The organism is Halomonas sp. CKK8, from assembly GCF_029625235.1.
In the GTDB taxonomy this organism is placed as follows: domain Bacteria; phylum Pseudomonadota; class Gammaproteobacteria; order Pseudomonadales; family Halomonadaceae; genus Halomonas; species Halomonas ventosae.
The window spans coordinates 651,306-673,640 of the sequence record NZ_CP121193.1; the positions used below are offsets into that span (position 1 = coordinate 651,306).

Genomic DNA, 22,335 nt, shown 5'->3' on the forward strand with positions numbered 1-22,335 from the left:
GCTCAGGCGTGGCGCGCGAGCACCCGCAGGCGCGACTCGAGCATGTCGCGGTCGAGGTAGGTGCCCTGCAGGTGGCGCCGCCCGCTGTCGGGGTCGAAGGCGTCGCGGCCGTGCAGCACGCGGCGATTGTCGAAGGCGACCATCTCGCCCGGGGCCAGGCTGAACGCGAGCCGGTGGCGAGGCTCGTGCAGCAGCGTCCAGAAGCGGTGGTAGGCGGCGTACCAGGCTTCGATGGTGTCCGCCGGCAGGCACAGGGTGTCGCGGATCCAGTTGTTGAAACGTACCTCCACCACGTGCCCGTCGGCGTCGCAGCTCAGGATCGGCGCGCGCACGGCGATGTCCTGCTCCTCGTCCTGGAAACGGAAGTCGATGGGCGTCTCGCTGAGCAGGCGAAAGGCCTCCGGGGCCTCGCGGCGCAGGGCCTCGGCGACCCGGTAGCCGTCGGCGAACAGCGACTCGCCGCCCTCGGCGTCGTTCTCCAGGCAGTAGAGCAGCTGGATGTCCGGCGGCTGGCGCCAGTTGGGCAGGTCGGTGTGCAGTGCCAGGCCGATGGCGGTATAGGCGGCGTTGTTGGGGTTGGGCTTGGAGCGAACATCGAAGCGGGCACCGAAGTTGGTCGAACGCAGCGGGCCGATGCGCCGGGCCAGGCGGCTTACCTCCTCGTCGGCCAGCGGGCCGTGGTCGAGTAGCACCAGGCCGTCGCGCAGCAGCGCCTCGAGCCAGGCCCGCTCGCCCGCGACCGAGCCGGTGAAGGCCGCGTGGTCGACCCGCTCGGGGCGAAAGTCCTCGGGCCAGGGGCGCGGGACGGGCAGCGCCGTGGCCGCTTCCGCGCCGGGGCGACGCTGGTGGAGCCAGCCGCCGTCGAAGCGGCTTTCATGACCATCCTCCCACGCCAGGTACAGGTGGCCGGCCTCGACGCGTGCCTCCCGGGGGCGGACGATGGCCGGCCGCGGCAGGACGAGACGTTCGCGGGTCTGGGCATGGCGGCAGGCGTGGCAGGCACAGTGGTCGCGCAGCCAGAGCCAGGGCAGGCGGGCCTGCTCACCATCCTCCCAGGCCAGTGTGATCCCCGTTTCGCCGGCCTGGCCATCGCGCAGCCGCGGGGCCTGGGCGTAGGGGGCCAGCTCGTGCATCTCCACCGGTGCGGCGGTGGTGGCCTGTGGGGCAGTGGCGTCCATCCGGTCCTCCTCGGGAATGTCAGGCATGACGGATGGCGAGGGTGGCGCCTGGCTCGACGGCTGACAAACGATTAATCTGGCCCCTATGACCAAGCCAAGCTTATGGGCAGCTTTTTCATGAGTGCCCTGCCTCCGCTGACCTGGCTGCAGGCCTTCGAGGCAGCCGCGCGCACCCTGAGCTTCACGGCCGCCGGCCGCGAACTGGGGGTGACCCAGGCGGCCATCAGCCAGCGCATCCGGCTGCTCGAGGACCGCCTGGGGCAGAAGCTCTTCGTGCGTCACCCCCGAAGCCTCACGCTCACGCCGGCGGGCCAGGCCTGGCTGCCCAGCATCCACGAGGGGTTTGCGCGCATCGGCGAGGGCACCCGCGAGGTCTTCGGCAGCGCACCGGCACGTTCGGTCACCCTGCGCACCACGCCGGTCATCCAGCAGAACTGGCTGGCGCCCCGGTTGCTGGCCTTCCATCGTGCCCACCCGGCGATCGCCGTGCGGCTGGTCAGTGCCATCTGGACCGACGAGTTCGGCCCCGAGGGGGCGGATATCGAGATCCGCTACGGGCGTGGCGGCTGGTCGGGCGTGGAGGCGCTGTCGCTGGGTGCCGAGCACCTGCTGCCGGTGTGTGCCCCGGCGGTGGCACGCGGCCTGGCGGCACCCGCCGACCTGGCGGGCGTGACCCTGTTGCATGCGGCAGGCTTCGCCGTGGGCTGGCCGAGCTGGCTGGAACGGGCCGGGGTGACCGGCCTCGAGTCGCGCTCTCCGGCGCTGACCTGCGACAACCAGGTCATGACCCTGGCAATGGCCAGCCTGGGGGGTGGTGTGGCACTGGCCCATCGTCGCCTGTTCGAGGGGTGCGAGGATCTCGTCGCGCCATTCGACCTGACCGTCTCTACCGACGAGTGCTTCTGGCTGGTGCGTTCGACCCGCGGCCAGCGTCAGGAGGAGGCGTCGCTGCTGTGGTCGTGGCTCTGTCGCGAGGTAGACGCCGGCCCGGGGTGAGCCGCCGCGGGGCATCGCGCCAGGGTGTCCTGGCGGAAGTAGCGCGCGAGCAGCGCATGGAGCTCGGGATAGGCGGCGTGCAGCACGTCCGGGGCGGTGAAGAAGTGTTCGCAGCAGACCGCGAAGCACTCGCCGGGGTGGGTCGCCGCATAGTCGTCGATCGGCGTCGGCTCGCCGTGCGCCAGGCGCGACTGCAGGTCCTCCCAGACGCCCATGAAGACCCGGTGCCACTCCCTCGGGTCGATCTCCCGGGGGAGGGGCGGAAAGCCGTCCACGTCCAGGGAGTTGCCTAGGTCGAGCTTGTGGGCCAGCTCGTGGATCAGCACGTTGAAGCCCGAGAAGTCGCCGCTCTCCATCAGGTCGGGAAAGGAGACCACCACCGGCCCCTGGGAGGAGGTCTCGCCGGCGCGCTCGTCGACGTACTCGTGGACCACGCCTGCCTCGTCCATCTCCTCCACCCGACGCCGGAAGGCCTCGGGCAGGATCAGGATCTCGTGGACGTTGGCAAAGGCCTCGCGGTGTTCGTCCTCCTCCCAGCCCAGGGTCAGCAGGCAGGCCTGGGCCGCCAGGGCCAGCCGGGCGGGTGGGTCGAAGTCGGTGGTCTCGGCGAGCTCGGGGTGCAGGCTCAGGCGCTTGTCATGCACGAACCGCCAGGCGCGATGGCCGAGCCGCTCGGCCAGCTCGTCGGGCAGGGCGGCGAGCAGTGGCAGTCGTTCCCGGGCCTCGCGCCAGGTCTCCTCGGGAAAGGGATGGCGCTCCTCGAAGCGCCGCCCCCTCAGGCGCAGCAGCCGGCCGAGCATGGCGTCAGCTCTCCTCCAGGTTGGCCCCGGACTTCCAGGACCAGTCCCGCCAACGCAGGTCGAAGAGGTCCTTGCGGCGATCCTTGAGGTTGGTCACCGAGCCCTCGGCCCGCACCACGGTCAGCCGGGTCAGGTCGAGGTCCGAGAACATGATCATCTCGGTGTTGGGCGTGGTCTCCGAGAGCACGGCATCGTGGGGGAAGGCGAAGTCCGAGGGCGAGAAGACCGACGACTGGGCGTACTGGATCTCCATGTTCTCGACGGAGGGCACGTTGCCGACGCTGCCGCACAGCACCACGTAGCACTCGTTCTCGATGGCCCGCGCCTGGGCGCAGTGGCGCACCCGAAGGTAGCCGTTCTTGGTGTCGGTCCAGAAGGGCACGAAGAGGATGTCCATCTCCTGGTCGGCGAGCAGCCGTGAGAGTTCGGGAAATTCCACGTCGTAGCAGATCTGGATGCCCACCCGGCCGGCATCGGTCTGGAACACCAGCAGCTCGTCGCCGCCCTCGATCACCCAGTCGCGGCGCTCCTGGGGGGTGATGTGCAGCTTGGCCTGGCGCTCGATGGTGCCATCGCGATGGCACAGGTAGGCGATGTTGTAGAGGAGGTCGTCCTCGCCCACCTCGATCATCGAGCCGGCGATGATGTTGATGTTGTAGGAGACCGCCATGCGCGACAGCTCGGTCTTGAACTGGTCGGTGAAGCCGGCCAGGAAGCGGATGGCGGCCATCTGGTCCTGCTGGGCGGCGCGGTCCTGCAGCCCCATCAGCGGGGCGTTGAACAGCTCCGGGAAGACCGCGAAGTCGCTCTGGTAGTCGGCCAGGGCATCGACGAAGTACTCCACCTGCTGCAGCACCGACTCCACCGAGTCGAACTCGCGCATCTGCCACTGCACGGCGCCGACGCGGACCTGGGTGGGACGGTTCTCCAGCACCCGTTCCGCCGGCTCGAAGAGGATGTTGTTCCACTCCAGCAGGGTGGCATAGCCCTGGGACTTCTCGTCCTCCGGCAGGTACTTGCGCAGCAGGCGCTTGACCTGGAAGTCGTTGGCCAGCTGGAAGGAGAGGATGGGGTCGTGGATCTCCTTGCGCGCCACCTTGTCGAGGTACTCGGCCGGGGAGAGCTCGTGGGCATGCTCGTGGTACTGGGGGATCCGCCCGCCGGCAAGGATCGAGCGCAGGTTCATGGAGCGGCACAGCTCCTTGCGCGCCTCGTAGAGGCGCCGGCCCAGCCGGTAGCCGCGATAGTCCGGATGGATCAGCACGTCGAGCCCGTACATGGCGTCGCCATCCGGGTCGTTGAGGATGGTCTCGCGCTTGCCGATCAGGTCGTCGTAGCGGTGGGGGTTGGAGAAGGTGTCGTAGTCCACCAGCGCGGTCAGGGCCACGCCGACGATGGTCTCGTCATCCTCAATGACGATCTGCCCGTCGGGGAATTCCGTGATCAGCTTGTCGATGGTGGCCTTGGGCCAGGCACCGCCGATGTCGTGATAGACCCGGTCCATCAGGGTCTTGAGCTGCGGGTAGTCGTCCGGTGTCAGGTTGCGCAGGTTGAGGTGCAGGTCGTCGAGGGACATGGCGCGTCCTTCCTTCGGGTCAGGGGGCAGTCTCGCCGCAGTCTACCATGCTCAGCGCGGGCCCCGGTTGAGGCGCGTCGTCCGCGGCGCGAGCCGTCCCAGCGGCCGGGTGAGGGTCTGGGCCATGATCACACCCACCAGCACCAGGGCACCGCCGGTGAGGTGGTAGGCGGCGATCCGCTCGCCGAGGAAGGCCATGGCGATCAGGGCGCTGAACACCGGCATCAGGTTGATGAAGATGCTGGCCTGGCTGGCGCCGATCTGGCGGATGGCCCGCATCCACAGGAAGGTGGTGATGATCGAGGCGGGAATGCCCGCATAGAGGATCAGCCAGACATTGTGGCCATCCACCGGCGTCATGGGCCCGATCAGGTAGCCGGGCAGCAGGAAGAGGGTTGCAAAGGCCGCCTGGAGGTAGAGGACCACCCAGGGCGGCATGTCCAGGGGCCAGCGCTTGAGCATCACCCCGTAGAGGGCATAGCAGGTGGCGGCCACCACCATCAGCAGGTCGCCGAGGGCCACCTCCAGCTCGAGCAGCGACAGCGGGTCGCCGTGCCCCAGCAGGACCGACACCCCGGCCAGCGCCAGTATCCCACCCAGGGTGCCGCCGAGGCTCGGCGCCTCGCGCAGGATCAGCACGCTGAGCAGCACGGTCAGCAGCGGCACCATGGCCGCCAGGATGCCCATGTTGGTGGCCGAGGTGGTCTCGGCGGCCACATAGGCCAGCCCCTGCCACATGGCCATGCCCAGCAGCCCCAGCAGGGCGAGCTTCGGCCAGTGGCGGCGGATGGCGTCGCGATGGCGCCAGGCCACGGGCAGCACGAAGGGGGTCAGCACCGCCAGCGCCAGCACCCAGCGCAGGAAGGCGATGCTGCTCGGGGCGATGCTGCCCACGGTGAGCTGGTTGATGGTCATGTTGCCCGACCAGATCAGCACGGCGCCGAGCGGGGGCAGGAAGGTGAGCAGTGGCATGCAGGTTCCCTGAACATGAAGCGGCCCCGCATATCGGGGCCGTGATTGCCGGTATCTCAGGGGCGGACAAGCCCTTGGCATCCAGGACCGTCAGCGCAGCTGGCTGTCCTTGCTGCCGCGGCGATTGTAGCCGCTTTGGCCCGAGGGGCGCTGGTCGCGCTCGGCCTGGCAGGTGACACAGAAGCGCACCCCCCGGATCGCCTCGCGGCGCGCCTGCGGGATCGGTTCTCCGCACGCCGCGCAGTGCTCGGCACTCTCGCCGTCCGGCAGCTGCCGGCGCGAGCGTGCCAGGGCATCCTCGACGGTACTGTCGATCTGCTCCTGGACGGCACCATCCTTCGACCATCCTCCCGCCATGAGCTCCTCCTCGCGCGCCTGAGGCGTCGGCCCGACCGGATATCGTCCCAGTCTGGACCACTCCCGGGATGAGTTCCATGCCCACGCGTCTCGGGCGGCAGTGCCATCAGAAAGGCCCCGCAAGGGCGGGGCCTGGTCGCGGGCAGGACGCGAGGTGCTCAGCCGATGGCGGCGACGCCGGCCTTGGCGACCTGGACGTCCTGGTCCGGCTTGACGCCGGAGATGCCGACGCTGCCGGCCACCTGGCCATCGACGAGCACCGGGACACCGCCGGCCAGCAGGGCCTGCATGGGGGCCGTCACGAAGGCGGTCCGGCCGTTGTTGATCATGTCCTCGAAGACCTGGGTCTCCTTGCGCCCGATGGCGGCGTTACGCGCCTTCTCGGTGGCGACGTCGGCGCTGAAGGGCGGGGCACCGTCGAGGCGACGCAGGCCGAGGAGGTGGCCGCCATCGTCGGCCACGGCCACGGTCACGGCCCAGCCATTAGTCTGGGCTTCCTGCTGGGCGGCGTCGAGGATGGCGTTGACGTCATCCAGGGTCAGTACGGGCTTTGTCTGCATGGTGTTCTCCTTAGGGGGCTAGTGCCTTGTCGACGTTCTCGATCCAGTGCTTCACCGGGGCGCGTATGGCCCCGGCCAGGCGGGTCTGGCAGCTGAATGATTGAGCGCGGTGACGATCCGTCATGCCAGTGCCTCGTCGAGGATCTCGATCCAGTGCCGGACCGGGGTGCGGTTGGCCCCGGCCAGGCGGTTCTGGCAGCTGAATGATTGAGCGCCGTGACGATCGTTCATGCCAGTGCCTCGTCGACGATCTCGATCCAGTGCCTCACCGGGGTGCGGTTGGCCCCGGCCAGGTGGGTCTGGCAGCTGAATGATTGAGCGCCGTGACGATCGTTCATGCCAGTGCCTCGTCGACGATCTCGATCCAGTGCCTCACCGGGGTGCGGTTGGCCCCGGCCAGGTGGGTCTGGCAGCCGATATTGGCCGTGACGATCACCTCCGGGTTGCCGGCCTCGAGGTTGTCGAGCTTGTTGTCGCGCAGCTGGGTGGCGAGTTCCGGCTGGGTGACGGAGTAGGTGCCCGCCGAGCCGCAGCAGAGGTGGGCATCCTGTACCGGGGTGAGGGCGAAGCCGAGCCGGCCGAGCACCTGGTCCACGGCGCCGCCGAGCTTCTGGGCGTGCTGCAGGGTGCAGGGGCAGTGGAAGGCGAGCCGGCGCCGCTCCTTCACCTCGAGGCCAGTGAGGTCCTCGTCGCGCAGCACCTCCACCAGGTCCTTGGCGAGCGCGCTGATGCGCTCGGCCTTGTGGGCATAGTCGGGGTCGTCGGCGAGCATCTCGCCATACTCCTTGACGAAGGCGCCACAGCCGCTGGCGGTCTGCACTATTGCTTCAACCCCGGCCTCGCCCTCTTTCTCGATATGGGGCCACCAGGCGTCGATGTTGGCGCGCATGCGGGCACGGCCGGCTTCCTGAGCGTTGAGGTGGAAGTCGATGGCACCGCAGCAGCCGGCTTCCGGGGCCGGGGTCAGGCCGATCCCGAGGCGGTCCAGTACCCGGGCGGTGGCGGCATTGGTGTTGGGCGAGAGCCCGGGCTGCACGCAGCCTTCGAGAATGAGCATCTGGCGCGCGTGTCGCTTGCCCTCGGGGCGGGCGCCTGCATCCACAGGAGCCGGGGGCATCTTGTCCCTGAGGGTGCCCGGCACCAGCGGTCGGAAGGTCTGGCCCAGCTTGAGCAGCGCCTTGAAGCGTGCGGGCTCCACCAGGGCCTTGCGCAGCCCGAAGCGCAGCGTGCGCTCGGGCAGCGAGCGGGGTACGCGCCGCTCGATCTCGGCACGGCCGATATTGACCAGCTTGTGGTATTCCACCCCGGAGGGGCAAGTGGTCTCGCAATTGAGGCAGGTGAGGCAGCGATCGAGGTGCAGCCGCGTCTCCTCGGTGACCTGGGTGTCGTCTTCCGGGCTCTCGAGCATCTCCTTCATCAGGTAGATGCGCCCGCGCGGACCGTCGCGCTCGTCGCCCAGCAGCTGGTAGGTGGGGCAGGTGGCATTGCAGAAGCCGCAGTGCACGCAGCTGCGCAGAACGCGATCGGCCTCGCGGATATGGGGCTTCTTGAGGTCTTCCTCGGTAAAGTGCGTCTGCATCTCAGAGCTCCGCGTAGAGTCGGCCCGGGTTGAAGATGCCCTTCGGGTCCAGCTGGGCCTTCAGGTTTCGATGGTACTTGGCCACCACCGGTTCCAGCGGCATGAAGGGGTCGGGCTGGCCCGGTCCCTCACGGGACCCCAGGCAGGTGGCGTGGCCGCCGGCGCGGGCGCAGGCCTCGCGGATGGTGTCGGCGGGCAGGTCGCTGCGCAGCCAGCGCTGGGTGCCGGCCCAGTCGTGGAGCATGTCCGCTTCCTGGACGCCGGAAAGCGCCAGCGAGGGCGTGTTGTGGGGCAGCGAGAGGCGCCACAGGGCGCGGGCGTCGTCCCGGGAGAAGAAGTCCAGCGTCTGCTCGCGAAGCGCCGTCCAGAACTCCGCGTCCAGCTCGTCGCCGCCGAGGCGCTCGCGGGTGGCGGCGACCGAGCTGGGCCCGCCCTCCAGGCGCAGGTGCAGGGCGCCGGCGTGCCAGGCAGCGGCGGTGATGGGCAGCGGGTGGCGCCCCCACTCGGCGAGCTTCGCCTGGGCGTCGGCCAGCGGCATCTCGAGGCGCAGGCTGTGGCTGGCGCCGGGTCGGGGCAGCACCTTGAGCGAGACCTCGGTGATCAGCCCCAGGGTCCCCTGGGCGCCCACCATCAGCCGCGACAGGTCGTACCCGGCGACGTTCTTCATCACCTCGCCGCCGAAGCGCTGCTGGTGGCCCTCGTGGGTGATCACCCGGGTGCCCAGCACGAAGTCGCGCACGCTGCCGGCCCAGGGCCGGCGGGGGCCGGAGAGGCCGGTGGCGACCATGCCGCCCACGGTGGCATCCACGCCGAAGTGGGGTGGCTCGCAGCCGAGCATCTGGCCGTTCTCGGCCAGGGTGGCCTCGAGCTCGGCCAGCGGCGTGCCGCTGCGCACCGAGACGATCAGTTCCACCGGATCGTAGTAGGTGATCCCGCGGTGCTCGCGGGTGGACAGGGTCTCGCCGTCGACGGGGCGGCCGTAGAAGGCCTTGGTATCACCGCCGACGATGCGCAGCGGGCTGCCCTCGGCCGTGGCGCGGCGAACGCGTTCGGCGAGGGCCTCGCTGGTGTCCTGGTCGGTCGGTTGGGGGCGTGTCTCCACCATGGGGAATCCTCAGAATCGGGGCAGCTCGGGGTGCGGGAGTTCGTTGTTGTGCACGTGCATGGCACCGAACTCGGCGCAGCGGGCGAGGGTCGGGATGTTCTTGCCCGGGTTGAGCAGGCGGTCGGGGTCGAAGGCCGCCTTGACCGCATGGAAGGTGGCCAGTTCGCCCGGGTTGAACTGGGCGCACATCTGGTTGATCTTCTCGCGGCCCACGCCGTGCTCGCCGGTGATCGAGCCGCCGACCTCGACGCACAGCTCGAGGATCTTGCCGCCGAGCTCCTCGGCCTGCTCCAGCTCGCCTGGGCGGTTGGCATCGAAGAGGATCAGCGGGTGCATGTTGCCGTCGCCGGCGTGGAAGACGTTGGCGACCCGCAGGCCATACTCCTCGGAGAAGTCGGCGATGCCCTTCAGCACCCGCGGCAGCTCGCGGCGCGGGATGGTGCCGTCCATGCAGTAGTAGTCCGGCGACATGCGCCCCACCGCCGGGAAGGCGTTCTTGCGCCCGGCCCAGAAGGTGGCGCGCTCGGCCTCGTCGCGGGCCTGCTGGATGCCGGTGGCCCCGGCCTTCTCGAGCACCGCGCGCACGGTGGCGCAGTCGTCGTCGACGTCGGCCTCCACCCCGTCCAGCTCGCAGAGCAGGATGGCCTCGGCCTCCACCGGATAGCCGGCCTTGACGAAGTCCTCGGCGGCGCGGATGGCGAGCTTGTCCATCATCTCGAGCCCGCCGGGGATGATGCCGGCGGCGATGATGTCGCCGACCGCCCGGCCGGCCTTCTCGACGTCGTCGAAGCTGGCCATCAGCACCTTGGCGGTCTCGGGCTTGGGCAGCAGCTTGACCGTGATCTCGGTGACCACGCCGAGCATGCCCTCGGAACCGGTGAACAGGGCCAGCAGGTCGAGGCCCGCGGCGTCCAGCGCCTCGCTGCCGAGCGTCATGCGCTCGCCCTCGATGGTGATCACCTCCACCTTCATGACGTTGTGCACGGTCAGCCCGTACTTCAGGCAATGCACGCCACCGGCATTCTCGGCCACGTTGCCGCCGATGGAGCAGGCGATCTGCGAGGAGGGGTCCGGCGCATAGTAGAGGCCGTAGGGGGCCGCCGCCTCGGAGATCGCCAGGTTGCGCACGCCGGGCTGGAGCCGGGCGATGCGGGCGTCCGGGTCCACGTCGAGGATGCGGTTGAAGCGCGACATCACCAGCAGCACCCCCTTCTCGAGGGGCAGGGCACCGCCGGAGAGGCCGGTACCGGCCCCGCGGGTCACCACCGGCACGCCCAGGGCGCGGCAGCGCTTCATCAGCGTCTCGACCTGCTCGAGGGTCTCGGGCAGGGCGACCAGCATGGGCAGCACGCGGTAGGCGGAGAGCCCGTCACACTCGAAGGGGCGCAGGTCCTCCTCGCGGTGCAGCAGGGTGAGCCCGGGCGCGGCCTGCTGCAGGTCGGCCAGGACGTCGGCCTTGTCGATTTCCGGCAGCTCGCCGTCGAGCCGCTCGTCATAGAGGATGTTCATATGGCTTCCTCGCTGGATGGCCCTTGACCCGCGCGGGCCGGGCAGGTGACCGGTGATGGCCTTCAATCTGTGCTTTCTTGACGGGCGTGTCCAGTCTCTGGTTCGCTGGTCAGACCAGTTGTGAGTATAATTCTGGAAAGTATTTCCAAGGTACACCCTCGCACCGCGTGGGGACATCCCCCGAGGAGACGGTCATGCCCCGCTACCATGATGAGCTGGTCACCACCTCGCGCACGCCCGACGCCATCGCGGCCAGGCTCGAGGAGCTGATCCTCGACGGCGTGTTCCGCCCGGGCCAGCTGCTGCCCTCCGAGCGGCGCCTGAGCGAGCGGCTGCAGGTCTCCCGTGCCTCCCTGAGGGAGGCACTCAGGACGCTGCGCAGCAAGGGGGTGATCGTCACTCGGCAGGGGCGGGGCTCGGTGGTGGCCGAGCTGGTCACGGCGGCCCAGGACACGCCGCTGATGCATCTCTTCCGCGACCATCCGCGGACGCTGTTCGACCTGCTGGAGGTGCGGGCCCTGCTCGAGGGCGAGTCGGCCAGGCTGGCGGCCAGCCGGGGCACGCCCTCCGACCGGGTGCTGATAACCCGCCGCTATCAGGCGATGGTCGACTATGTGGAGAGCGCCGAGTCGGTCGACGTCGAGCGCCTGGCGCGACTCGACCACGGCTTCCATCTGGCCATCTGCCAGGCCTCCCACAACCCGGTGCTGGTGCACACCCTGCAGAGCCTGACCGACCTGCTGCTGAGCTCGGTGTTCGCCTCGGTGAAGAACCTCTATCACCGCCCGAGTTCCCGGGAGATGATCAATCGCCAGCATGCGCGGCTCTATCGTGCGGTGATCGAGGGCAAGCCGGTCCTCGCCCGGCGTGTCGCCCTGGAGCACCTCTCCGGGGTGGGCGAGCAGCTTCGCGAGATCGAGGCGGAGGACCAGCGGCTGGAGCGCTCGGCCATGCGCCTCGAGGGCTGGGGGTAGGGGTCAGGAGGTGGCGGCGTCGAGGGCGGTCTCGTCCTCGATCACGCCGGCAAGGGAGGCCACCTCGAGCTTGTTGCAGAGATGGTCGCGCAGGATCTGGCCCAGTCGCCTGCCGTCGCGTGCCTCCAGGGCAAGGATCATGTGCTCATGGTCCTGGACGGCCTTGCGCCAGAAGTCGTCGGTCATCTTCTTGGAGTAGCGGACCCGCTTCACCCGCTGGCTGAGGTTGCTGTAGGTCTCCTGCAGCACCTCGTTTGCCGAGGCGGCCAGGATACCCTCATGGATGCGCTGGTTGACCCGGAAGTAGTCCGGCAGGTTGCGTTCGCGATAGTGCCGCAGCATCTCGTCATGCAGCGCACGGATGGTCCGGATCCCCTCGTCGCTGATGTTCTGGCAGGCGAGCTCGCCGGAGAGCCCCTCCAGGGCGCCCATCAGGTCGTAGGTGTCCTTCACCATCTTCAGGGTCAGGCGCACGACCCTGGCACCGCGGTTCGGCAGCAGCTCGACCAGGCCCTCGGAGGCGAGGACCTTTAGCGCCTCCCGCAGCGGCGTGCGGGACACCCCGAACCGCTCGCAGAGCTGCTTCTCGGATATCCGCTCGCCGGGGGCGAGATCCCCCTGCTCGATGAGCTCCCGGACGCGGTCGGCGACATCCAGGTAGAGGCTGCGCTGCTGGATCTTGCTCATGGCATGGGTCCCTCGAGGCAATGGCGTCCTGATGGTCGCAGCAAAGGGTGACGGCCGCTTCGCCGGCCGGGCGGTGCACCCTTGGGTGATGGACCAGGCTGGCATTCTGTCACGAGAGGTATTATGAATTCAAAATGCAGCCAATATCCACCTCGACCATCATCAGGAGTCGCCCATGGCCGGCAAGGTCTTTCGCAGTCATTTCCAGCTTGGCCGAGGCCAGGCGCGTTGCATCCTGGATGGGGCGTTCGCGCTGGCGCGTCAGCAGAATATGCAGCCACTCACCGTGGTGGTGCTCGACGGTGGCGGGCATGTCGTCGCCGCCGAACGCGAGGACGGCTGTGCCCCGCTGCGTTTCCCGGTGGCCCAGGGCAAGGCCTTCGCCGCCCTGGGGAACGGCATCGCCAGCGGCGTGGTGGGCGAACGCAACAGCGAGCGTCCCGCCTTTCTCGCCAGTGTGGCCGCGGCCTCGGCAGGGCACTTCGTGCCGGTGGCCGGCGGGGTTCCGATACTCGACGATGAAGGGCAGGTGATCGGCGCCGTCGGGGCCAGCGGGGCAAGCTCCGGCGAGGATGAAGCGGCCGTGATCGCCGGCATCGAGGCTGCCGGTCTCGCCTGGGGGCGCGAGCCGGAATGAGGGTGCCCCTGGAGCGCGGACGACTAAAGTTTAATATCTGATTATGAATTTTGAATTCAAATTGAATCGGTGAGGCATGGCGGTCACCGCAGGGCAACAACACCACAATCCGGGTGCCCGCTACTGCTGGAGGATGCCGGGTAGAGCTCGGCTCACCGGCAAGACGCATACAACAACAAGCCAGCACCGGAGAATCCCATGAAAGTGATCAAGACAGCCTTCGCCGCCACCACCCTGGCGGCCGCCATGACGCCTGGCCTGGGCATGGCGCAGACCGAGCTGCAGTTCGGCCACGTCGGCAACCCCGGGTCGTTGTTCGACGCCTCCGCCACGGAGTTTGCCAAGCGCGCCAACGAGCGGCTGGGCGATGACTATGAGGTGGAGGTCTACGGCTCGAGCCAGCTGGGTGGCGACAGCTCCATGATGCAGAAGCTCAAGCTCGGCCAGCTCACCTTCACGCTGCCCTCCACCGTGATGTCCTCGGTGGTCGACGAGTTCGGCCTGTTCGAGATGCCCTACCTCATCAAGGACCGGGAGCACATGAAGCGGGTCATCGATGAGGTACTGGAGCCGCAGCTCTATCCGCTGGTGGAGGAGGAGGGCTACAAGATCCTCGCCGTCTGGGAGAACGGCTTCCGTCAGATCACCAACAACGTCCGCCCCATCAACACGCCGGAGGACCTGGATGGCCTCAAGCTGCGCACCCCCAAGGGGAAGTGGCGGGTGCGCATGTTCGAGGAGTACGGCGCCAACCCGTCACCCATGGCCCTCTCGGAAGTCTTCACGGCGCTGCAGACCGGCACCATGGACGGCCAGGAGAACCCCCTGGTGCAGATCTACTCCCAGAAGTTCCAGGAGGTCCAGGACTATCTGTCGTTGACCGGCCACGTCTACACGCCGGCCTACGTGGTGGTCTCCAGGAGCCACTGGGAGGACCTGCCGGAAGAGGTGCGTGAGGTCCTGGAGGAGACCGCCCAGGAGGTGCAGGACTTCGTCTACGAGACGGCTGCCCGGCAGGACGAGGAGCTGCTCGGCGAGATGGAAGCCGCCGGGATGGAGGTCAACGAGGCTGACAAGCAGGCCTTCATCGACGCCAGCGGCCCTGTCTATGAGCTCTTCGGCGAGGAAGTGGAAGGCGGCAGCGATCTGATCGATCGCGTGCTGGAGCTCGGCAAGGAGGAGTGATCCTCCCGTCCGGCCGACCTTCCTGACCGCCCCTCGGGGCGGTCCTTCCCTGACTCGACGGAGTAGCGTCTTCATGTCTCTCGCGAGATTACGATCCGGCTTCGAGTGGTTGCTCGAGGTCATCACCATGTTTCTGGTGGTGTCGCTGGCAGTCGTCGTGCTGCTCGGCGTCATCTTCCGCTTTGCCGGCAATTCCCTCGGCTGGTACGACGAGGTGGCTGCCGTGATGCTGGCCTGGGTCACCTACTACGGTGCCGCCCTGGCCGCGCTCAAGCGCGGCCATATCAGCGTCCCCGGCCTCGTCTATTCCCAGCCGCGTGCCGTGCGCGTGACGCTGGTGGTGATCGGTGAGGTCATCATCCTGGCCTTCTTCGTGATGCTCGCCGCCTATGGCGTGCATGTCATCCAGATCCTCGGGGGATCGACCCTGGTCAGCGTGCCGATCCCGATCGCCGTCACCCAGTCGACCATCCCCATCGGCGCCGCGCTCTACGTGATCGCCGAACTGGTCAACCTGCCGACCATCCTGCGCGAAGCCTGGCAAGGCAAGGCGCCGCCCGCGGAGCATGACATCGTGGAGGACGCGCAATGACGACTGCCCTGATCCTCCTGGCCGGCCTGGCGATGATCTTCATCAATATCCCCATCGCCGTGGCGCTGGGCGCGGTGTCCCTGCTGGCCATGCTGGTGCTGCAGGGCCCGAACAGCCTGCTCAGTTTCCCGATCGTGATGTTCGAGGGCGCCACCAAGTTTCCCCTGATCGCCATCCCCCTGTTCATCCTCGCCGGGGCGATCATGAATACCGGCGGTATCTCGAAGCGATTGATCGACTTCGCCTCGGCGCTGCTCGGTTTCATCCGCGGCGGGCTGGCGATGGTCAACATCGGCACCTCGCTGTTCTTCGCCGAGATCTCCGGCTCGGCGGTGGCCGACGTCGCCGCCCTCGGCTCCATCCTGATGCCGGCGATGAAGAAGAAGGGCTATCCGGCGGACTTTACCGCCGCGATCACCTCCTCCTCGGCGTCGCTGGCGATCATCATCCCGCCGTCCATCCCGATGATCCTCTATGCGGCCATGGCCGACACCTCGGTGGTGCAGCTGTTCGTGGCCGGCATCGTGCCGGGGCTGCTCGGCGGGTTGTCGATGATGGCGCTCGCCTGGTTCTTCGCCGTCCGCTACAAGTACCCGGTCGAGGAAGCCTTCCAGCTCAAGCGAGTCTGGGCCACCTTCAAGGCAGCGGGACTCGCCTTCCTGCTGCCGCTGATCATCCTCGGGGGCATCTTTGGTGGCTTCATGACCGCCACCGAGGGCGCCGCCCTGGCGGTGGTCGCGGCGCTGCTGATCAGCTTCCGCTATGGCGAGCTGCGCTGGAGTACCCTGCGCGGCGCCATGGTCGAGGGCGGCGTCCAGACCGCCGTGGTCATGCTGCTGGTGGCAAGCTCCGCCCTGCTGGGGGACTTCCTCACCCGGGCCCAGCTGCCCCAGACGCTGGCGGCGGTGATCGGCGATTTCACCAGCAACAAGTACATGGTGCTGGCGCTGCTAAACGTCTTCCTGCTGGCGATCGGCATGATCCTGCACTCGGCGGCGGCAATCATCCTCACCGTGCCCATCGTCATGCCGCTGGTGATGATGGTCGGCATCGATCCGGTCCACTTCGGCATGATCGTCACCCTGAACCTGGCCATCGGCCAGCAGACGCCCCCGGTGGCCAGCGTGCTGATGACGGCCTGCTCGGTGGCCAAGGCGGACATCTGGGACGTGGCCAAGGCCAATGTGCCCTTCATGATCCTGCTGTTCGTGCTGCTGATGCTGGTCACCTATGTGCCGGTCGTGCCCATGGGCCTGGTGGACCTCTTCTACCGGTGATGCCGCTGACCCCTGATGGGAGAAACATGATGAGCGACGAATCCGTGATCCTGCGGCGCGAGGGCGGAATCGCCTGGATCGGCTTCAATCGCCCGGCGAGCCGCAATGCCATGACCTGGGAGATGTACGACGCCCTGGAAGCCTGCTGTGACTGGCTTGCCCAGGACGATGAGGTGGTGGCCGTCGTGCTGCATGGGATGGGGGGCGAGGCCTTCGTGGCCGGCACCGACATCGGCCAGTTCACGCACTTCGCCGCCCCCGAGGATGCCATCGGCTACGAGCGGCGCATCGACCGGGTGGTGGGCAAGCTCGAGGCCCTGCCCAGGCCGACCATTGCCCTGATCGAGGGGGCCTGCGTGGGGGGCGGAGCCGCCCTGGCGCTGGTCTGCGACTTCCGCTACTGCACGCCCAGCATGAAGTTCGGTGTGCCCATCGCCAGGACGCTCGGCAACACCCTGTCGATGAGCAACGTCTCTCGGCTGGTCGACATGATCGGCGTGGCCCGCACCAAGGAGGCGCTGATGATGGCCAGGCTGTTCGGGGCCGAGGAGGCGGCCCAGGCGGGACTGGTCAACGCGGTGTTCGACGCCGAGGTGATCCATGAGGAGGTGGCGGCCATCGCCGCCGAATTCGCGCGGCGCGCCCCGCTCACCGTCCAGGCCAGCAAGGCGCTGGTGGGGCGGGTGCTCGCCGAGCGTCGTCCCGACCCCGAGGCCGGGGACGACTGGGTCACCACCTGCTACATGAGCGACGACTTCAAGGCGGCGGTGAACCGGTTCGTCCACAAGACGCCCTTCGAGTGGCGCGGCCGCTAGCATGAATGACAGCAATGGAGGGAGCACAGCGATGCTGCCACTGCAGAACCTCAAGGTCCTCGACATCTCCCAGATCATGGCCGGTCCCTACTGCACCATGGTGCTGGCCGACATGGGCGCGGAGGTGATCAAGGTCGAGAAGCTCAACGGCGGCGATGACAGTCGCCAGATGGGCCCCTATGTCAACGACGAGTCGACCTGCTTCTCGCAGATCAACCGCAACAAGAAGAGCATCTCGCTCAACCTCAAGGACGACCGGGCCCGGGAGATCTTCTACCGCCTGGCCCGGGACGCCGACGTCATCGTCGAGAACTACCGCACCGGGGTGACCCAGTCGCTGAAGATCGACTACGACACCATCAAGGCGATCAACCCGGGCATCGTCTACTGCTCGATCTCCGGCTACGGCCAGACCGGGCCCTACCGGCACAAGGGGGGCTTCGACCTGGTTGCCCAGGGGATGACCGGGCTGATGTCGATGACCGGCGAGCCGGGTCGTCGGCCGCTGAAGACCGGCATCGCCGTCTACGATATCGGCGCCGGCCTGACCGCCACCTACTCGATCCTCGCCGCCTGCATCCACAAGATGAACACCGGCGAGGGCCAGCATATCGACATCGCCATCACCGAGTGTGGCCTGCCCTGGTACACCTGGGAGGCGGCCGCCTACTTTGCCGAGGGCCGGGTGCCCGAGCCGACCGGCTGGCGGCATCGGGTCTCGGCGCCCTACCAGGCGATCAAGGCCCGAGACGGCTACCTGATGCTCGGCTGCGCCAACCAGCGCACCTGGGAGCGCTTCGCCGGCGATGTCCTGGAACGCCCCGAGCTGATGGAAGACCCTCGCTTCCTGACCAATCACGACCGAGGCCAGCATGTCGAGGAACTCGAGGCGCTGCTGGAATCGATCATGGCCGAGCGTGACGTCGACGACTGGCTCGCGCGCTGCGACACGGCCGGGGTGCCCGCCGGGCCGATCAACGATTTCGCCCAGGCCATGAGCGACGAGCACTACCTGGCGCGCGGCATGGTGCAGGAAATGGACCACCCGAAGATCGGTCGGATGAAGACCATCGGTTTCCCCAGCAAGTTCTCGCGTACCCCGTCGCAGATCCGTCAGCCGGCACCGCTGTTCGCCCAGCACACCGATGAAGTCCTCGGTGGCATGGGGTTGTCTGCCGAGGAGCTCGAGACCCTGAGGGCCGAGGGCTGCATCAAGTAGGCGCCTTTTCGAGACATGGATTGCATTCATTATCCAAGAACAAGATGCACGGAGATTGACTCATGCTGAACCTCGACTTCCACCCCTCTGGTCGCCACTTCCTCCAGATTCCCGGCCCCTCCCCGGTGCCGGATCGCATCCTGCGCGCCATGAGCCTGCCGACCATCGACCACCGGGGCCCGGAGTTCGGGGCGCTGGGACGCGAGTTGCTCGGCAAGGTCAAGAAGGTCTTCAAGACCGACAACCCGGTGATCATCTACCCGGCGTCGGGCACCGGCGCCTGGGAGGCGGCGCTTGCCAATACCCTCTCGCCGGGCGACGAGGTGCTGATGTTCGAGACCGGCCACTTCGCCACCCTCTGGCACAGGATGGCCACCCGCCTGGGCCTGGCGCCCGAGTTCATCGGCCTGCCGGGCTACGAGGGCTGGCGCCACGGCGTGCAGGCCGACATGATCGAGGCGCGCCTGAGGGAAGACACGGGGCACAGGCTCAAGGCAGTCTGCGTGGTGCACAACGAGACCTCCACCGGGGTGACCAGCGACATCGCGGCGGTGCGTCGCGCGATCGACGCCGCCGGTCACCCGGCGCTGCTGCTGGTCGACACCATCTCGGGGCTGGCCAGTGCCGACTACCGCCATGACGAGTGGGGGGTGGACGTGACCATCTCCGGCTCCCAGAAGGGCTTGATGCTGCCCCCGGGGATCAGCTTCAACGCGGTCTCCGACAAGGCCATCGAAGCGAGCCGCCACAACGCCATGCCGAAGAGCTTCTGGGCGTGGGACGAGATCCTCGAGGCCAACCGGAACGGCTACTGGCCCTATACCCCCAGCACCAACCTGCTCTACGGCCTCAACGAGTCGCTGGACATGCTGCTCGAGGAGGGGCTGGAGCACGTGCTGGCGCGCCACCAGCGCTGGGCCGCCGGCGTGCGCACGGCGGTGGAGGCCTGGGGACTGGAGGTCCAGTGCCAGGATCCGGCCGTGTACTCGCCGGTGCTCACCGGGGTGGTGATGCCCGAGGGGACCGACGCCGACGCGGTGCGCAAGATCATCTACGAGCGCTTCGACCTGTCGCTGGGCACGGGGCTCGGCAAGGCCAAGGGCAAGATGTTCCGCATCGGCCACCTGGGCGACTGCAACGACCTGACCCTGATCGCCACCCTGGGTGGCTGCGAGGCGGGCATGAAGCTGGCGGGCGTGCCATTGAAGGGCAGCGGCGTGGCGGCCGCGCTGGACTACTTCGCTGGCCAGCCCCTCGAGGCCGCCCACTGACCATCGGCAGTGCCACGCATGGCGGAGGATGATCCCATGACGTCCCTGAAGGACAATTCCCGGGCCGGCCGGGCCCCCGATGCCCGGATCAAGCCGGTGACCGAGCTGGCGGCCCGGCTGTCTCGCGAGCTCGAGGGCGAGGTGCTGTTCGATGACGCCTCGCGGGGCCGCTACTCGACGGATGCCTCGATCTACCAGGTCACCCCGGTGGGCGTGGCGATTCCCCGCCACCAGCGGGACCTGGCGCTGGCGCTGGAGGTCGCCCGGGACGCCGGGGTGCCGGTGCTCGCGCGCGGCGCCGGCACCAGCCAGTGCGGCCAGACGGTGGGCGAGGCGCTGGTGATCGACAGCACCCGCTGGCTCGACGAGGTCGTCGAGTTCGACCCCGAGGCGCGCACCGTGGTGGTCGAGCCCGGGATCGTGCTTGACCACCTCAACGCCTGGCTCAAGCCCCATGGCCTCTGGTACCCGGTGGATGTCTCCACCAGCGCCCAGTGCACCCTCGGCGGCATGGCCGGGAACAACTCCTGCGGCTCGCGCTCGATCCGCTACGGCAACATGGTGCACAACGTGCTGGGCGTGGATGCGCTGCTGGCCGACGGCAGCGAGGGCCACTTCGGCTTCGTCGACCAGTTGCCGGCCTCGGGGAGGGTGCGCGAACTGGCCGAGCGGGTGAAGGCCATCGCCGACGGCGTGGCCCCCGAGATCCGCGAGCACTTCCCCAAGGTGCTGCGCCGCGTCGGCGGCTACAACCTGGATCTCTTCGACTGCCAGAACCCCAAGCCCTATGACCCGGACGGGCGCGCCAACCTCGCCCACCTGCTGGTGGGCTCCGAAGGCACCCTTGCCGTGAGCCGCCGGATCACCCTGCGCCTCTCGCCGCTGCCCGAGCACAAGGTGCTCGGGGTGGTGAACTTCCCCACCTTCTACCGGGCGATGGACCTCACCCAGCACATCGTCACCCTCGACCCCTCCGCGGTGGAGCTGGTCGATCGCACCATGATCGATCTCTCGCTGGAGAACCCGGCCTTTCGCCCGGTGATCGAGAAGGCGCTGATCGGCAGGCCCGAGGCGGTATTGCTGGTGGAGTTCGCCGGTGAGGACCGCGAGGCCCAGCTCCGCGCCCTCAGGCGCCTGAACGAGCTGATGGCCGACCTGGGCCTGCCGGAGAGCGTGGTGGAGATGCCCGAGCCCGCCGAGCAGAAGGCGCTGTGGAACGTGCGCAAGGCGGGTCTCAACATCATGATGAGCATGAAGGGGGACGGCAAGCCGGTCTCCTTCATCGAGGACTGCGCGGTGCCGCTGGAGCACCTGGCCGAGTACACCGACAGGTTGACCGAGGTGTTCCATCGCCATGGCACCGAGGGCACCTGGTACGCCCATGCCAGTGTCGGCACCCTCCACGTGCGGCCGATCCTCGACATGCGCCGCGACGGCGCCGGGAAGATGCGCGAGATCGCCGAGCAGGCCTCCGCCCTGGTGCGCGAGTACAAGGGCGCCTACTCCGGCGAGCATGGCGATGGCCTGTGCCGCGGAGAATGGGTCGCCTGGCAGTTCGGCGAGACCGTCAACGATGCCTTCCGCGAGGTGAAGCGGCTGTTCGACCCCGAGAATCGTTTCAACCCGGGCAAGATCGTCGACACCCCGCGGATGGATGACGAGCGCTACTTCCGCTTTGCCTCCACCTACCGGACGATCCCGATGACGCCGGTGTTCGACTGGTCGCCCTGGGACGTCACCCGCGACCCGCTCTCCGGCGAACAGGGCGAGCCCGGCAGCGCCGGCGATCCCACCCATGGCCTGGCCATGGCGGTGGAGATGTGCAACAACAACGGCCACTGCCGCAAGTTCGATGCCGGCACCATGTGCCCGAGCTATCGCATCACCCGCGACGAACAGCATCTCACCCGCGGGCGCGCCAACACCCTGCGCCTGGTGCTCTCCGGCCAGCTCGGCGATGCGGGGCTGGCCAGCGACGACGTCAAGGAGGCGCTCGACCTCTGCGTCTCCTGCAAGGGCTGCAAGCGCGACTGTCCCACCGGGGTCGACATGGCCAAGTTCAAGATCGAGGCGCGTACCGCCCGGGCGAAGGCCAGGGGGCTGTCATGGCGAGATCGCATGGTCGGCGAGATGCCACGCTATGCCCCCTGGGCCAGCCGATTCTCCGGCCTGCTGGGGGCCGTGGAGCGCATGCCGCTGCTCTCGCGACGGGTCAAGACGGCCCTGGGGCTCGCGGTGCAGCGCGACTTCCCGCGCTTTCGCGGCAACTTCCTCGCCGAACCGCAGGGTGAGGTGGTCCAGGCCCCGCGGGAGGTGCTGCTCTTCGTCGATACCTTCAACAACTACCTGGAGGGCGAGAATGCCCGGGCGGCCAAGCGGGTACTGGAGGCCGCCGGCTACCGGGTGCACCTCAACGTCAAGAAAGGCGAGCGGCCGCTGTGCTGCGGACGCACCTACCTCTCCTCCGGGCAGTTCGACAAGGCGCGACTGGAGGCGCGCCGCACCCTGGACCACCTGATGCCCCATGTCAGGCGGGGCGTGGCGATCGTCGGGCTCGAGCCCTCCTGCCTGCTGACCCTGCGCGACGAGTTCCTGCAGTATGGCTTCGGCAAGGAGGCCAAGGCCCTCTCCGAGTCGGCCTTCCTGTTCGAGGAGTTCCTGGTCCGGGCGCGTGACGCGGGCGAGTTGCCGCTCGACCTCAAGCCGGTGGATCACCCGCGGGCCATGCTGCATGGCCACTGCCACCAGAAGGCCTTCGATGCCGTGCGTCCGGTCGAGCAGGTGCTCTCCTGGATTCCCGGCCTCGAGGTCGAGACCATCGAGTCCTCCTGCTGCGGCATGGCGGGCAGCTTCGGCTTCGAGGCGGAGCACTTTGATGCCTCGATGAAGATGGCCGAGCTGTCGCTGCTGCCGGCGATCCGCGAGGCCGCTGACGATGCCGTGCTGGTCGCCGACGGCACCAGCTGTCGCCACCAGATCCGCGACGGCAGCGGCCGGGAGGCCATCCATGTGGCCCGGCTCCTCGAGCGGGCGCTGGCCTGAGTCG

General features: G+C 68.3%; 20 protein-coding genes. 10 read left to right on the top strand and 10 right to left on the bottom strand.

All coding sequences use genetic code 11. The features are described 5' to 3' along the window. Positions 1–2 precede the first annotated feature (2 nt). Complete coding sequence (locus P8934_RS03125) at positions 3–1,178, bottom strand: TauD/TfdA family dioxygenase (RefSeq protein ID WP_278032885.1); 1,176 nt, start codon at positions 1,176–1,178, stop codon at positions 3–5. 117 nt (positions 1,179–1,295) lie between these two features. Here P8934_RS03125 and P8934_RS03130 point away from each other — a divergent pair, with 117 nt between their 5' ends. After that, positions 1,296–2,174: a LysR family transcriptional regulator gene (locus P8934_RS03130; protein WP_278032886.1), complete on the top strand. Its 879-nt coding sequence runs from the start codon at positions 1,296–1,298 to the stop codon at positions 2,172–2,174. On the opposite strand, the gene P8934_RS03135 is transcribed toward P8934_RS03130, so the two are convergent. The 8 genes from P8934_RS03135 to glcD all read right to left on the bottom strand — a co-directional run bounded on the left by P8934_RS03135 (position 2,111) and on the right by glcD (position 10,632). After that, positions 2,111–2,974, bottom strand: a complete 864-nt coding sequence (locus P8934_RS03135; protein WP_278032887.1) for a M90 family metallopeptidase — start codon at positions 2,972–2,974, stop codon at positions 2,111–2,113. The two genes, P8934_RS03130 and P8934_RS03135, sit on opposite strands and share 64 nt — an antisense overlap. A 4-nt stretch (positions 2,975–2,978) precedes the next feature. After that, positions 2,979–4,550: a bifunctional GNAT family N-acetyltransferase/carbon-nitrogen hydrolase family protein gene (locus P8934_RS03140; protein WP_278032888.1), complete on the bottom strand. Its 1,572-nt coding sequence runs from the start codon at positions 4,548–4,550 to the stop codon at positions 2,979–2,981. A 51-nt stretch (positions 4,551–4,601) separates the two neighbouring features. Then, positions 4,602–5,522, bottom strand: a complete 921-nt coding sequence (locus tag P8934_RS03145; protein WP_278032889.1) for a DMT family transporter — start codon at positions 5,520–5,522, stop codon at positions 4,602–4,604. Between the two features lie 90 nt (positions 5,523–5,612). Beyond that, positions 5,613–5,879, bottom strand: a complete 267-nt coding sequence (locus P8934_RS03150; RefSeq protein ID WP_278032890.1) for a DksA/TraR family C4-type zinc finger protein — start codon at positions 5,877–5,879, stop codon at positions 5,613–5,615. Positions 5,880–6,037: 158 nt separating this feature from the next. Beyond that, entirely contained in the window at positions 6,038–6,439 is a 402-nt protein-coding gene (locus P8934_RS03155) for a heme-binding protein (protein WP_278032891.1), read from the bottom strand. 334 nt (positions 6,440–6,773) lie between these two features. Further along, positions 6,774–8,018, bottom strand: coding sequence for a glycolate oxidase subunit GlcF (gene glcF / locus P8934_RS03160; RefSeq protein WP_278032892.1), 1,245 nt, complete (start codon positions 8,016–8,018; stop codon positions 6,774–6,776). 1 nt (position 8,019) lies between these two features. Next, positions 8,020–9,123 carry a glycolate oxidase subunit GlcE gene (gene glcE / locus P8934_RS03165; RefSeq protein WP_278032893.1) on the bottom strand — a complete coding sequence of 368 codons (1,104 nt, stop codon included), beginning with the start codon at positions 9,121–9,123 and terminating at the stop codon, positions 8,020–8,022. Positions 9,124–9,132: 9 nt separating this feature from the next. Continuing rightward, positions 9,133–10,632, bottom strand: a complete 1,500-nt coding sequence (gene glcD / locus P8934_RS03170; RefSeq protein WP_133636087.1) for a glycolate oxidase subunit GlcD — start codon at positions 10,630–10,632, stop codon at positions 9,133–9,135. Between the two features lie 194 nt (positions 10,633–10,826). On the opposite strand from glcD, the gene glcC reads away from it, so the two are divergent. Continuing rightward, a complete protein-coding gene (glcC, locus tag P8934_RS03175) occupies positions 10,827–11,606 on the top strand; it encodes a transcriptional regulator GlcC (RefSeq protein ID WP_133636088.1) in 780 nt (259 codons plus the stop codon). A 3-nt stretch (positions 11,607–11,609) separates the two neighbouring features. Here glcC and P8934_RS03180 read toward each other — a convergent pair whose 3' ends face one another. Continuing rightward, a complete protein-coding gene (locus P8934_RS03180; protein ID WP_278032894.1) occupies positions 11,610–12,293 on the bottom strand; it encodes a GntR family transcriptional regulator in 684 nt (227 codons plus the stop codon). Positions 12,294–12,468: 175 nt separating this feature from the next. On the opposite strand from P8934_RS03180, the gene P8934_RS03185 reads away from it, so the two are divergent. The 8 genes from P8934_RS03185 to P8934_RS03220 all read left to right on the top strand — a co-directional run bounded on the left by P8934_RS03185 (position 12,469) and on the right by P8934_RS03220 (position 22,331). Then, a complete protein-coding gene (locus P8934_RS03185; protein WP_278032895.1) occupies positions 12,469–12,930 on the top strand; it encodes a heme-binding protein in 462 nt (153 codons plus the stop codon). A 198-nt stretch (positions 12,931–13,128) separates the two neighbouring features. Then, positions 13,129–14,115: a TRAP transporter substrate-binding protein gene (locus P8934_RS03190; RefSeq protein WP_278032896.1), complete on the top strand. Its 987-nt coding sequence runs from the start codon at positions 13,129–13,131 to the stop codon at positions 14,113–14,115. Positions 14,116–14,188: 73 nt separating this feature from the next. Further along, entirely contained in the window at positions 14,189–14,707 is a 519-nt protein-coding gene (locus tag P8934_RS03195) for a TRAP transporter small permease subunit (RefSeq protein ID WP_278032897.1), read from the top strand. Continuing rightward, complete coding sequence (locus tag P8934_RS03200) at positions 14,704–15,984, top strand: TRAP transporter large permease (RefSeq protein WP_133636092.1); 1,281 nt, start codon at positions 14,704–14,706, stop codon at positions 15,982–15,984. The genes P8934_RS03195 and P8934_RS03200 overlap by 4 nt, the downstream gene beginning before the upstream one ends. A gap of 29 nt (positions 15,985–16,013) precedes the next feature. Then, the gene (locus tag P8934_RS03205) at positions 16,014–16,799 is read left to right on the top strand and encodes an enoyl-CoA hydratase/isomerase family protein (RefSeq protein WP_278032898.1); all 786 of its coding nucleotides are present in this window, start codon (positions 16,014–16,016) and stop codon (positions 16,797–16,799) included. A gap of 31 nt (positions 16,800–16,830) precedes the next feature. Beyond that, positions 16,831–18,018 carry a CoA transferase gene (locus tag P8934_RS03210; protein ID WP_278032899.1) on the top strand — a complete coding sequence of 396 codons (1,188 nt, stop codon included), beginning with the start codon at positions 16,831–16,833 and terminating at the stop codon, positions 18,016–18,018. Positions 18,019–18,080: 62 nt separating this feature from the next. Then, on the top strand, positions 18,081–19,289 hold the full coding sequence (locus P8934_RS03215; protein WP_278032900.1) for an aminotransferase class V-fold PLP-dependent enzyme: 1,209 nt from the start codon (positions 18,081–18,083) through the stop codon (positions 19,287–19,289). Positions 19,290–19,325: 36 nt separating this feature from the next. Further along, entirely contained in the window at positions 19,326–22,331 is a 3,006-nt protein-coding gene (locus tag P8934_RS03220) for an FAD-binding and (Fe-S)-binding domain-containing protein (RefSeq protein ID WP_278032901.1), read from the top strand. Positions 22,332–22,335: the final 4 nt, after the last annotated feature.

What these genes read in the sequence shown, in the direction of transcription:
- P8934_RS03125 (WP_278032885.1), bottom strand. Translation starts at nt 1,178, where the DNA reads ATGGACGCCACTGCCCCACAGGCCACCACCGCCGCACCGGTGGAGATG.
- P8934_RS03130 (WP_278032886.1), top strand. Translation starts at nt 1,296, where the DNA reads ATGAGTGCCCTGCCTCCGCTGACCTGGCTGCAGGCCTTCGAGGCAGCC.
- P8934_RS03135 (WP_278032887.1), bottom strand. Translation starts at nt 2,974, where the DNA reads ATGCTCGGCCGGCTGCTGCGCCTGAGGGGGCGGCGCTTCGAGGAGCGC.
- P8934_RS03140 (WP_278032888.1), bottom strand. Translation starts at nt 4,550, where the DNA reads ATGTCCCTCGACGACCTGCACCTCAACCTGCGCAACCTGACACCGGAC.
- P8934_RS03145 (WP_278032889.1), bottom strand. Translation starts at nt 5,522, where the DNA reads ATGCCACTGCTCACCTTCCTGCCCCCGCTCGGCGCCGTGCTGATCTGG.
- P8934_RS03150 (WP_278032890.1), bottom strand. Translation starts at nt 5,879, where the DNA reads ATGGCGGGAGGATGGTCGAAGGATGGTGCCGTCCAGGAGCAGATCGAC.
- P8934_RS03155 (WP_278032891.1), bottom strand. Translation starts at nt 6,439, where the DNA reads ATGCAGACAAAGCCCGTACTGACCCTGGATGACGTCAACGCCATCCTC.
- glcF (WP_278032892.1), bottom strand. Translation starts at nt 8,018, where the DNA reads ATGCAGACGCACTTTACCGAGGAAGACCTCAAGAAGCCCCATATCCGC.
- glcE (WP_278032893.1), bottom strand. Translation starts at nt 9,123, where the DNA reads ATGGTGGAGACACGCCCCCAACCGACCGACCAGGACACCAGCGAGGCC.
- glcD (WP_133636087.1), bottom strand. Translation starts at nt 10,632, where the DNA reads ATGAACATCCTCTATGACGAGCGGCTCGACGGCGAGCTGCCGGAAATC.
- glcC (WP_133636088.1), top strand. Translation starts at nt 10,827, where the DNA reads ATGCCCCGCTACCATGATGAGCTGGTCACCACCTCGCGCACGCCCGAC.
- P8934_RS03180 (WP_278032894.1), bottom strand. Translation starts at nt 12,293, where the DNA reads ATGAGCAAGATCCAGCAGCGCAGCCTCTACCTGGATGTCGCCGACCGC.
- P8934_RS03185 (WP_278032895.1), top strand. Translation starts at nt 12,469, where the DNA reads ATGGCCGGCAAGGTCTTTCGCAGTCATTTCCAGCTTGGCCGAGGCCAG.
- P8934_RS03190 (WP_278032896.1), top strand. Translation starts at nt 13,129, where the DNA reads ATGAAAGTGATCAAGACAGCCTTCGCCGCCACCACCCTGGCGGCCGCC.
- P8934_RS03195 (WP_278032897.1), top strand. Translation starts at nt 14,189, where the DNA reads ATGTCTCTCGCGAGATTACGATCCGGCTTCGAGTGGTTGCTCGAGGTC.
- P8934_RS03200 (WP_133636092.1), top strand. Translation starts at nt 14,704, where the DNA reads ATGACGACTGCCCTGATCCTCCTGGCCGGCCTGGCGATGATCTTCATC.
- P8934_RS03205 (WP_278032898.1), top strand. Translation starts at nt 16,014, where the DNA reads ATGAGCGACGAATCCGTGATCCTGCGGCGCGAGGGCGGAATCGCCTGG.
- P8934_RS03210 (WP_278032899.1), top strand. Translation starts at nt 16,831, where the DNA reads ATGCTGCCACTGCAGAACCTCAAGGTCCTCGACATCTCCCAGATCATG.
- P8934_RS03215 (WP_278032900.1), top strand. Translation starts at nt 18,081, where the DNA reads ATGCTGAACCTCGACTTCCACCCCTCTGGTCGCCACTTCCTCCAGATT.
- P8934_RS03220 (WP_278032901.1), top strand. Translation starts at nt 19,326, where the DNA reads ATGACGTCCCTGAAGGACAATTCCCGGGCCGGCCGGGCCCCCGATGCC.